Annotated in this window: 9 protein-coding genes; 3 read left to right on the top strand and 6 right to left on the bottom strand. The window is 62.5% G+C overall.

What is annotated here, in order from left to right:
• The first annotated feature begins 48 nt into the window (after positions 1-48).
• Positions 49-972 (top strand): type VI secretion system-associated lipoprotein TagQ, encoded by a 924-nt coding sequence (tagQ, locus tag A7K61_RS17180; RefSeq protein WP_069558003.1) that lies wholly within the window; start codon positions 49-51, stop codon positions 970-972.
• 124 nt (positions 973-1,096) lie between these two features.
• Complete coding sequence (locus A7K61_RS17175) at positions 1,097-1,471, top strand: hypothetical protein (RefSeq protein ID WP_003195530.1); 375 nt, start codon at positions 1,097-1,099, stop codon at positions 1,469-1,471.
• A 241-nt stretch (positions 1,472-1,712) separates the two neighbouring features.
• Here A7K61_RS17175 and A7K61_RS17170 read toward each other — a convergent pair whose 3' ends face one another.
• The 6 genes from A7K61_RS17170 to exbB all read right to left on the bottom strand — a co-directional run bounded on the left by A7K61_RS17170 (position 1,713) and on the right by exbB (position 8,646).
• On the bottom strand, positions 1,713-3,113 hold the full coding sequence (locus tag A7K61_RS17170) for an aminoacyl-tRNA deacylase and HDOD domain-containing protein (RefSeq protein WP_069558002.1): 1,401 nt from the start codon (positions 3,111-3,113) through the stop codon (positions 1,713-1,715).
• Between the two features lie 213 nt (positions 3,114-3,326).
• On the bottom strand, positions 3,327-5,402 hold the full coding sequence (recG, locus tag A7K61_RS17165) for an ATP-dependent DNA helicase RecG (RefSeq protein ID WP_003195525.1): 2,076 nt from the start codon (positions 5,400-5,402) through the stop codon (positions 3,327-3,329).
• Between the two features lie 8 nt (positions 5,403-5,410).
• Positions 5,411-6,331: a hydrogen peroxide-inducible genes activator gene (locus tag A7K61_RS17160; protein ID WP_003195523.1), complete on the bottom strand. Its 921-nt coding sequence runs from the start codon at positions 6,329-6,331 to the stop codon at positions 5,411-5,413.
• A 156-nt stretch (positions 6,332-6,487) separates the two neighbouring features.
• A complete protein-coding gene (locus A7K61_RS17155) occupies positions 6,488-7,234 on the bottom strand; it encodes an energy transducer TonB (RefSeq protein ID WP_003195521.1) in 747 nt (248 codons plus the stop codon).
• A complete protein-coding gene (gene exbD / locus A7K61_RS17150; RefSeq protein ID WP_003195519.1) occupies positions 7,231-7,656 on the bottom strand; it encodes a TonB system transport protein ExbD in 426 nt (141 codons plus the stop codon). Before exbD ends, A7K61_RS17155 begins: the two co-directional genes overlap by 4 nt.
• A 6-nt stretch (positions 7,657-7,662) precedes the next feature.
• Positions 7,663-8,646 (bottom strand): tonB-system energizer ExbB, encoded by a 984-nt coding sequence (gene exbB / locus A7K61_RS17145; RefSeq protein ID WP_032894531.1) that lies wholly within the window; start codon positions 8,644-8,646, stop codon positions 7,663-7,665.
• 186 nt (positions 8,647-8,832) lie between these two features.
• On the opposite strand from exbB, the gene A7K61_RS17140 reads away from it, so the two are divergent.
• On the top strand, positions 8,833-9,684 hold the full coding sequence (locus tag A7K61_RS17140) for an SDR family oxidoreductase (protein WP_047712078.1): 852 nt from the start codon (positions 8,833-8,835) through the stop codon (positions 9,682-9,684).
• Positions 9,685-9,834: the final 150 nt, after the last annotated feature.

Genomic DNA, 9,834 nt, shown 5'->3' with positions numbered 1-9,834 from the left:
CGGCGGTGGGCCGTGCTGGGCAAGTCAAACTTAACAGAGATCACATCTATGCTTTTTTCCCGTAAGGCGGTTTCCAAGCGTCACCTGCTGCTGATCGCAGCTGGTTTCAGCACCGTGTTGACTGGTTGCGCTACGTCGCCTGCATCCAAGGTAGCGTCGAGCACCAAGGTCGAGTACTACCCCAACTGCTACGAGCCGGTGCAGCACCTGCGCGCCACCGATTCGGACATGACCAAGTCGGTCGTCACCGGTGCAGCCCTCGGCGCGGCCGGCGGTGCCCTGCTGGGCGCCCTCACCGGCGACAAGGACAGCCGTGGCCGCAATGCCGCAATCGGTGCCGCAGGCGGCGCCCTGGCTGGCGGCGCGGCGGGTTACTACACCGAGCGTCAGAAGCAGATCACCGATGACAACCAGCGCATCGCGTCCTACTCCACCGACTTCAACAAAAGCGCCTCGGACATCGACCGCAGCACCGCCTATGCCAAGGCCTCGCAGCAGTGCTATCAGAGCGCATTCACCAAGCTGGTGGCTGATCGCAAGGCCAAGACCGTCAACGACACCGAAGGCCGCAAGCGCCTGGCGGAAATCGTCGCGGGCCTGAAGGAATCCAATGACCTGATCGTGACGGTCAACGGTAAAGCCAGCGAAGACCTGAACAACTACACCCAGGCGTACGAGAAAGATCTGCAACAGGTCGGCGTACAGCGCAGCGATGTGGTGACCGTGGCCACCGCCGATACCACGCCAGTGGTCGCTCCGGCCAAGGGTAAAAAAGCCGTCAAGCCTGCCAAGAAGCCAGTGCTGCCAACAGTGCCAAAAGAAGCGGTAACCACCGAGCGCAGCATCCAGACCGTGCAGGCCAAGCAAGCTGAAAGCAAGCGGGTCGCCACTGCGGGCAAAACCCAGATCGAAGCAACCTGCCGCAATCCAAACCTGGCCGACTGGGCGCCAGTGCCTTGCCCTAACGTTTAAGTACTTGTTGCTATAAGCGTTAAACGCCAACCGATCTGCGCCTAAAGCGCGAGATCGGTGGCGTTCTTTTTGCAAATCGTTACACTGCTGCGGCCACTCCAATAAATACACCGAGGCCGTGTGCATGAAATTTCGTCTTCTCTTGTGGGTGCTTGGCCTGATGATGGGCAAAGCCAGCCGCACCAACCCCGCCTTCCAGCAGCAACTGGGTGACAAAGACCTGGCCTTCCAGCTGCAGACCCTCGACGGCAAGGTTGCCCGTCACTTCATCGTCAAAGACCAGCGCATCACCAGCCGCTCAGGTGTCCACCCGGCGCCGGCTTTCGCGATTGCCTTCAAGGATGCCGCCTACGGCTTCGCCACGATGCAGGCGAAGAACAAGCAACTGGCGTTCATGACGGGGATTCAGGACAAGTCGATCCAGATCAAGGGCAACCCGGCACTGGTGATCTGGTTCCAGGGGTTGACCAAGTATTTGAAGCCGAAGAAAAAGAAGTAACACCTGTAGGAGCGAGCTTGCTCGCGAAAAACGTCAACGATGACGCGGGGTGCCTGGCGCCCTGCGGTGTTCTCAGGTTTTTCGCGAGCAAGCTCGCTCCTACATTGAGGGGGGGGGCAGGTAGACCGAGTTGGATTCATCGCAGGCAAGCCAGCTCCCACAGTGACCGCGTTCCAACTTGGAAATACGGTCAATTGTGGGAGCTGGCTTGCCTGCGATAGCGGTGTCACAGGCGCCAGATTTACCCCTGGCTGAACTGCGAAGCCAATTCGCGCAACAGCACTTCGGCATCCAGCACTTTACCCACCACATCTTCGGCCTTCTCGCGGCTCAGGCCCAGGCGCTCCAGCAACGCGTCCGGAATGGATTCATCCGGCCCGGAGCCAATCCCCCGGCTGCGCAACAGGCGCACCGCCAGGCACACCAGGTTCGGGTATTCGGCGTATTGCCCGTCATACGTGGGGTCGTGCTGGAAGCGCAGGGCGGTGCACAGTTCGTCCGGCATGTCCCAGTAGCGCATCAGCCAGGCGCCGATCTGTTCGCGGCTGATGCCCAGCAAGTGTTGCTCGACGTAGCTGTGGCACAGGTGCGGGTTGACCTCCAGGTGCCGGCAGATCAGCGAGAAGTGCGGCGGAAACACGTGGGCCAGCAGCAGGTAGCCGAAGTTGTGCAGCAAACCTGCCAGGTAGGTCAGGCCAGCTTCCGGGCGCTGGGCACGGGGCATGGCGCGGGTCAGGCCCTCGATGACGGCGGCGGTGTAGATCGACTGGTGCCAGTACGGCGTGGACAGGTGCGGGCGGTCCTTGGGCAGGCTCAGGGTTTTGCCCAAGGCCAGGCCCAGCGCTAGGTTGATCACAAGATCAAAGCCCAACACGCGCACGATGGCGTCTTCCACTGAGCGGATCTTGCCCGGCGAGGCGTAGTAGGGCGACGCGGCCCAGCTGACGACCTGGGCGGCAAGGGCTGGGTCGGTTTCCACCACGCCAGTGATGTCGTCGATGGTGGCGTTGGGGTCGACACGCAGCTTGATGATCTTCTGCGCAGTGTCGGCCAGCGGCGGAATCTCGATGGTCGCTTCCAGGCGTTGCTGGATACGGCGCGCAGTGAACGCTTGCATCGCCTGGGTGATTTCCTCGCGGTCATCATTAGGGCGGTCGAGGTTCGGGCGGATGTTGCTCAAGGGTTCGCCAAACTGCGCGGCGCTGGCCTTGGTGAGCAGGCTCTTGAAGGCGTCGGTGGGAATTTCCAGCAACAGCCCGGCTTCGCCCGAATGCACCAGCAGGCTGGTCTCATTGAGCAAGCGGCCTTCGTACAGGCACGGCGAACTGGTCAGGGGCGGCAAGCCTGGCAGCAGGCTCAGGTCATGCTTGCCCAACATGCGCTCGACACGCTCGGGGGCCACGGCCGTGAGGCGGCGACCGGTGAGTTCGGCGAGGCGGTTGAGGTCCAGCAACTGGCTTTGGGGGAACAGCACCATGAGCGCGCCAACCGCATCCTCAAGCAACACCGCCTGGACCTTTCGGGCAGGGTTCAGGCCAGGCTGTTCCATGACTTCCGTGTAGGGGATGGCGAGCTTTGCGAGCAGCGCCCGAATGACCGGCGGGGCGGTCAGTGGGGCTGTGGCGAGGGCAACTTCTGACATGGCCTGATCCAATTTCTTACATTCATTGGAGTATAACCAGCTTGATACGGGTGTTGGTCGGATAAGTGTTCTTTGTGACGAGGTTGGCTGTGCGCCGATCCCGCTGTAGGAGCGAGCTTGCTCGCGAAGAGCTTCCTGACGGCGCGATTACCCAGAATGTCCGCGTTATCGTTGGCGTTCTTCGCGAGCAAGCTCGCTCCTACAGGGTGCGGGTCAGACTTGGCCGTATTGCTGGCCGTGGCGCAGCCAGCGGTTGAGCAAGGGGCTGACGTGATCGGGCCAACGCTCAAGCAAGGCTTGCGCAGCATCGCGTACGGCGGGCAGCAGGTCGGCATCGCGCATCAGGTCGGCAACCTTGAATTGCAGCAGGCCGGTCTGGCGCGTGCCGAGCATTTCACCTGGGCCGCGCAGTTCCAGGTCTTTTTCGGCGATGACAAAACCGTCGTTGGTTTCGCGCATGATGCCCAGGCGCTGGCGACCGATCTGCGACAGCGGTGGGTGATAGAGCAGCACGCAGTGGCTGGCGGCGCTGCCCCGGCCAACCCGCCCGCGCAGCTGGTGCAGTTGCGCCAGGCCCAGGCGCTCGGGGTTTTCGATGATCATCAGGCTGGCGTTGGGGACGTCCACGCCCACTTCAATTACGGTGGTGGCCACCAGTAATTGCAGGTTGCCGGCCTTGAACTCGGCCATCACCGCGGCTTTTTCCGCCGGCTTCATACGGCCATGGATCAACCCGACCTTGAGCTCACCCAAGGCGCTGGTGAGGTCTTCGTAGGTGGTTTCGGCGGCCTGGCAGGTCAGCTCTTCGGACTCTTCGATCAGTGTGCACACCCAGTACGCCTGGCGGCCTTCGGCGCAGGCACCGCGCACGCGCTCGATCACTTCGACCCGCCGCGTGTCGGTGACCAGCACGGTGTTGACCGGCGTTCGCCCTGGCGGCAGTTCGTCGAGGATCGAGGTGTCGAGGTCGGCGTAGGCACTCATGGCCAGGGTGCGTGGGATCGGCGTGGCGGTCATGATCAACTGGTGCGGGTTCATGCGCCCGCCCACGCCTTTCTGGCGCAGGGCCAGGCGCTGTTGCACGCCAAAGCGGTGCTGTTCGTCGATGATCACCAGCGCAAGGTTCTTGAACTGCACTTCGTCCTGGAACAGCGCATGGGTGCCCACCACCATCGGTGCGCCGGCGGCGATCTGTTCCAGGGCGGCCACGCGGTTCTTGCCTTTGAGCTTGCCAGCCAGCCACGCCACTTCCAGACCCAGGGGTTCGAGCCAGCGCTTGAAGGTGATGAAGTGTTGTTCGGCGAGGATTTCCGTGGGTGCCATCAGCGCCACCTGATAGCCAGCTTCCAGGGCTTGCAGGGCGGCGAGGGCGGCCACCACGGTCTTGCCGGCGCCTACGTCACCCTGGATGAGCCGCAGCATCGGCTCTTGCTGGCTGAGGTCGTAGGCGATTTCATTGCCCACGCGCTGTTGCGCGCCGGTGGGTGCAAAGCCGAGGTTGGCCAGGTATTGCGCAGGCAGCCGCGTGGCCTTGGGCATCGCCGGGGCGCGCAGGGAACGCATGCTTTCGCGCAGGCGTTGCTGGGACAGCTGATGCGTGAGCAGTTCTTCAAAGGCCAGTCGATGCTGGGCCCAATGATGGCCGAGGGCGAGTTCGTCCACATCGGCATCGGCGGGCGGGTGATGCAAATACCGAATCGCATCGGCCAGGGGCGCCAATTGATAGTCGCGGGCCAGCTCCAGGGGCAGCCAATCGGGCAGGCTTTGCGGGCCGAGCATGGTCAGGGTCTGCATGCACAACTGGCGCAGACGTTGCTGGGTCAGGCCCTCGGTCAGCGGGTAGATCGGCGTGAGCGTGGTGTCCACCGGTGGCGGCTCATCGCCGGTAATGGCGCGGTATTCCGGGTGGTAGATTTCCAGGCCAGAGGCGCCTGGGCGTGCCTCGCCGTAACAGCGCACGCGGGTGCCACGCTTGAGGCCTTCCTTCTGTGCGTTGCTGAAGTGGTAGAAGCGCAGGCTCAAGCCACCGGTACCATCCTGCAGACGCACCACCAGGCTGCGGCGCTTGCCCATCACCACGTCGGCGCCGCTGACGGTGCCTTCGATCACTGCGTCCTGCCCGGGGCGCAAATGGCCGATAGGCACCACGCGGGTGCGGTCCTGGTAGCGCAGGGGCAGGTGGAACAGCACGTCCTGAAGGTTCTCCAGGCCGACCTTGGCCAGCTTCTCGGCCATGGCCTCCCCGACACCCTTGAGTGCCGTCACTGACACCTGCGACAGCTCAGTCATACCGTGGCTTAGCTCGCAACGGGCGGCTTGGCCACCGAACACAGACGGATCGAGTCCGCGAGGATCTCAATCGCTTTGGGGCGCGGGAAGCTGGCGCGCCAGGCAATCGCCACGGTACGGAACGGCACCGGCGGCGTGAGTGGGCGCACTTCGATCACGCCCTGGGCGTAGTGATGGCTGTCTACCGCAGACAGCGGCAGGATCGAGATGCCCAGGCCGGACGCGACCATATGGCGAATGGTTTCCAGGGAGCTGGATTCCACCGTGGTGTGCTTGGCGCCGTCGTTGCCCTTGGTCAGGGTCGGGCAGGCTTCCAGCACCTGGTCGCGGAAGCAGTGGCCTTCACCGAGCAGCAGCAGGCTCTTGTCATTGAGCAGGCCGGCGTCGATGGTGTCCTTCTTGGTCCACGGGTGGGAGGCCGGCATCAGCACGTAGAACGGCTCGTCGTAGAGCGGCAGGGTCAGCACGTCCGCCTCGTTGAAGGGCAGGGCGATGATGATCGCGTCCAGCTCGCCGTTGCGCAGTTTATCGCGCAGCACGTGGGTGAAGTTTTCTTCGATATACAGCGGCATCTGCGGCGCGACGCGGTGCAGTTGCGGAATCAGGTGCGGGAACAGGTAGGGGCCGACTGTGTAGATCGCGCCAACCTTGAGCGGTGCGGTCAGCTGGTTCTTGCCGGCCTGGGCCAGTTCGCGAATGCTTTGCGCCTGTTCCAGGACCTTCTGGGCCTGGGCAACGATGCCTTCGCCCACCGGGGTGAGGCGCACGGCGCTCTTGCTGCGCTCGAAAATCAGCACACCGAGTTCGTCTTCAAGCTTTTTCACACCCACCGACAGCGTCGGCTGGCTGACGTGGCAACGTTCGGCTGCATGGCCGAAGTGCTGTTCTTGGGCGAGGGTCACGATGTAGCGTAATTCTGTAAGAGTCATAGCGGGCGTCCATGAGGTTGCGGGCCAAGCATACCGGCTGCAATCGATAGACGCACGTTATCAGAACTTTGCTGTGGATTGAGTGGGGAATGTCGGAATTTTGCTGAGGTAATAAAGCGAATGCGGGAGGGAGCAAGTCCCTCCCACAGTGCTCTGTCAGCGGCGACGCTTGTCGATGTTGTAAACAAACGGTGCGACCAGTTCGACGCTGCCGTTTTTCAACAGGTCGGCCGGCGGCTTGGGCAACGGCTGAGCCTTGCGGATCATCTCAAGGGTCGCACGGTCCAGGTCGGCGTTGCCGGAGCGGCCTTCCAGCTCGTAGGACAGCACATTGCCTTCGCCATCGACCACGAAGCGCAAGCGGTTCATACCTTCCTTGCCACTGCGTTGGGCGCCAGGCGGGTACTTCTTGTACTTCTGCAGATGCGCCAGCAACGTGCTTTGCCAGGAAGCCTGGGCGGCCAGCTGCTGTGCCGATGGGCCCGGCGTAGGTTGTGCGGACTTCTGCGCAGGTGCGTTGCTCGGCGGCGTTTCGCTCGGTGGCTCCTCGGAAGGTTTCTCCTTGGGCGGCTCGGGCTTCTTCTCCACCGGCTTTGGCGGTTGTGGCTTAGGCTTGGGCTTGACCGGCTTGGGCACCTGGATCGTTGGCTTGGGCGCCTCGGCCAGCTTTGGCAGGGGCAGCTCTTCGACCGGTGGCGGCGGCGGCGCAACGACCTTGGGCGGTGCTGGAGGCGGCGGTGGCGCTGGCAGCGGCGCCAGGTCGATGACCATAGCGGCGGGCGGCAGCTGGATCGCCTGCGGCGCGGACCATTGGAGCGCGATGATGATCGCGACGGCATGCACGCCCAGCACGACGGCGAGGCTGGTGCCATAACGCGTCAGTTTGTGGCGCGTCGTGATCATTTCTTGGCTGCCGTCTCAAGTCCGACCAGGCCTACCTTGAGGTAGCCGGCTGCCCGCAGGGCATCCATCACGCTCATCAGGTCACCGTAGTCCACGCCTTTGTCGGCCTGGAAGAAGATCGTCGTGTCTTTCTTGCCTTGGGTCTTGGCATCCAGCACCGGCCCCAGGGTCTCAGCCTTGACTTCTTCTTCGCCCAGGAACAGGCGTTGGTCCGCCTTGACGCTGAGGAAGATCGGTTTCTCTGGCCGCGGCGCCGGCTTGGCGCTGGACGCAGGCAGGTCCACTTTGATGTCCACGGTCGCCAGCGGTGCGGCCACCATGAAGATGATCAGCAGCACCAGCATCACGTCGATAAACGGCGTGACGTTGATTTCGTGGTTCTCGACGAGTTCGTCGTCGCCTTGATTCAAATGCAGGCCCATGGCCGATTACCCCACTTTCACCATGTGCGGTTGCGAGCTGCGCTCGGTAGGCAGGTGATCGAGGTCACGGCTGACCAGCAACAGGACTTCTGCCGATGCATCCGACACCTGGGCCTTGTAGCCGGCAATCGAACGGGCGAAGACGTTGTAGATGACCACCGCAGGAATCGCGGCAACCAGGCCCAGGGCGGTCGCCAGCAAGGCTTCGGCGATGCCGGGGGCAACGACGGCGAGGTTGGTGGTCTGGGTTTTGGCGATGCCGATGAAGCTGTTCATGATGCCCCACACGGTACCGAACAGGCCGACGAAGGGCGCGGTGGAACCGATGGTGGCGAGTACGCCGGTGCCGCTGCTCATGTTACGGCCACAGGCGGCAACCAGGCGCTCCAGGCGGAAGCTGACGCGTTCCTTGATGCCTTCTTTTTCGCGGGTGTTGGCCGACAGGCGCATTTCTTCCAGCGCGTCGTGCACCAGCAGGTTGGCCAGGGTGCCCTTCTTGGTCGCGGTTTCGCTCGCTTCCTTGAGGGTGGTGGCTTTTTTCAGGTGGACGATTTCAGCACGCAGACGACGCTTGGCGCCCAACAGCTCGAAGCCTTTGGCAATCCAGATGGTCCAGGTAATGATCGAGGCAATGGCCAAGCCGATCATGACGGCTTTCACCACCACGTCAGCATTCTGGTACATGCCCCATGGCGACAAGTCGTGGGCCATGCCCAGGGTGTTGTCTTCTTCCAGCACCACGCCGGTTTCGTCGGCAGGTGCGGCAGCGCCGGCGGCCTGGGCCGGGTCGGTGGCCACTGGCGCGACGGCAGGCGCTGCCGGGGTCGCGGCATTTTGCTCGGCGGCTGCTGGAGCGGCGGGAGCGGTGGCGTCAGCGAATGCGGCGGTCGGTGCCAGCAGTACGCTGAACAGCATCGCAGCAATCGCACGCCAGGCGCGGGAGGGACTGTGAAGCTTGGTTGGCGAAGCGGGGGTTGTATGACGTGTCATGCTGGCCGGACCTGAGAAAAAAATGGGTGATCGTCCTTCCAGACCCAAAGGGTCGAGGACAAATGGGCGGTCATTATTGCAAGTAATTCTTGTTAACAGAAGTAATACAGTAACTTTATTTGTGCTTTTTCTGGCCGTTGGTCATCTCTGGCGGCTAATCTGCGCCTTTAAGAATGGAGTTTTGTAATGTCTGCGCCTTCTGTTGTGATTGCCGGTTGCGGTGATGTGGGTAGTCGGCTGGCTAGCCAATTGCTGGCCTCGGAATGGGAGGTCCACGGCCTGCGCCGCGATATTTCACGCCTGCCCGACGGGGTGATCGGCATCGCCGGCGACCTGTTCAAAAAGGACTGCCCTGATACCTGGCCCATCGGCGGGGTGGATTACTTGGTGTACTGCGCCGCTGCCACTGACCACGACGAAGCCGGCTATCGCGCCGCCTACGTGCAAGGGTTGCTGCATGTGTTGGAGTGGCTGGAAGACTACGGCCAGACGCCCAAGCATTTGCTGTTTGTTTCCAGCAGCAGTGTGTATGGGCAGCAGAACGGCGAGTGGGTCGACGAAACGTCCGAGACGCAAGCGAAGGGCTATTCCGGGCAGGTGATGCTGGAAGCTGAGCAAGTGGCGCTCAATAGCGGTATTCCATCCACCATCGTGCGCTTGACCGGCATCTACGGCCCTGGCCGTGAATGGCTGCTGACCCAGGTGCGTCAAGGCTACCGCGTAGCGGTTGATCCGCCGTTGTATGGCAACCGTATCCACGCCGATGACGCCGCGGGCCTGCTCGCCTTTTTGCTGCGGCATGTGGAAAAGGGCGGCTCGCTGGACAAGGTCTATATCGGCGTTGACGATGCGCCGGCACCGCTGGCCGAGGTGGTGGCCTGGTTGCGCGAGTACTTGGGTGTGACTGAGTGGGCCGAGGACGCCAGTGTGCGCCGTGCTGGCAGCAAACAATGCAGTAATGCGCGTATCAAGGCGTTGGGCTGGGTGCCGACATACCCGACCTACCGGGAAGGCTATGCGGCGATCCTGAAAGGCTGAAACACGTTCAAAACTGTGGGAGCTGGCTTGCCTGCGAAGGCCATAGGTATCTATACAGCTGTGCAGTTCGCTGCAGCCACCGGTAACCACGATGCGAAGCGAGTCGCTCTTGATCTTGCTCTTGATCTGCTTTTGATCTTAGGCGCCCCG

The organism is Pseudomonas sp. AP42, from assembly GCF_001728935.1.
GTDB classification, from domain to species: domain Bacteria; phylum Pseudomonadota; class Gammaproteobacteria; order Pseudomonadales; family Pseudomonadaceae; genus Aquipseudomonas; species Aquipseudomonas lactis.
Note: the sequence above shows the minus strand (reverse complement) of the source record. Positions and strands in the feature narration are given on the sequence as shown.

Bases quoted from the DNA above. Each gene is read 5' to 3' on its own strand.
- tagQ (WP_069558003.1), top strand. From the start codon at position 49: ATGCTTTTTTCCCGTAAGGCGGTTTCCAAGCGTCACCTGCTGCTGATC.
- A7K61_RS17175 (WP_003195530.1), top strand. From the start codon at position 1,097: ATGAAATTTCGTCTTCTCTTGTGGGTGCTTGGCCTGATGATGGGCAAA.
- A7K61_RS17170 (WP_069558002.1), bottom strand. From the start codon at position 3,113: ATGTCAGAAGTTGCCCTCGCCACAGCCCCACTGACCGCCCCGCCGGTC.
- recG (WP_003195525.1), bottom strand. From the start codon at position 5,402: ATGACTGAGCTGTCGCAGGTGTCAGTGACGGCACTCAAGGGTGTCGGG.
- A7K61_RS17160 (WP_003195523.1), bottom strand. From the start codon at position 6,331: ATGACTCTTACAGAATTACGCTACATCGTGACCCTCGCCCAAGAACAG.
- A7K61_RS17155 (WP_003195521.1), bottom strand. From the start codon at position 7,234: ATGATCACGACGCGCCACAAACTGACGCGTTATGGCACCAGCCTCGCC.
- exbD (WP_003195519.1), bottom strand. From the start codon at position 7,656: ATGGGCCTGCATTTGAATCAAGGCGACGACGAACTCGTCGAGAACCAC.
- exbB (WP_032894531.1), bottom strand. From the start codon at position 8,646: ATGACACGTCATACAACCCCCGCTTCGCCAACCAAGCTTCACAGTCCC.
- A7K61_RS17140 (WP_047712078.1), top strand. From the start codon at position 8,833: ATGTCTGCGCCTTCTGTTGTGATTGCCGGTTGCGGTGATGTGGGTAGT.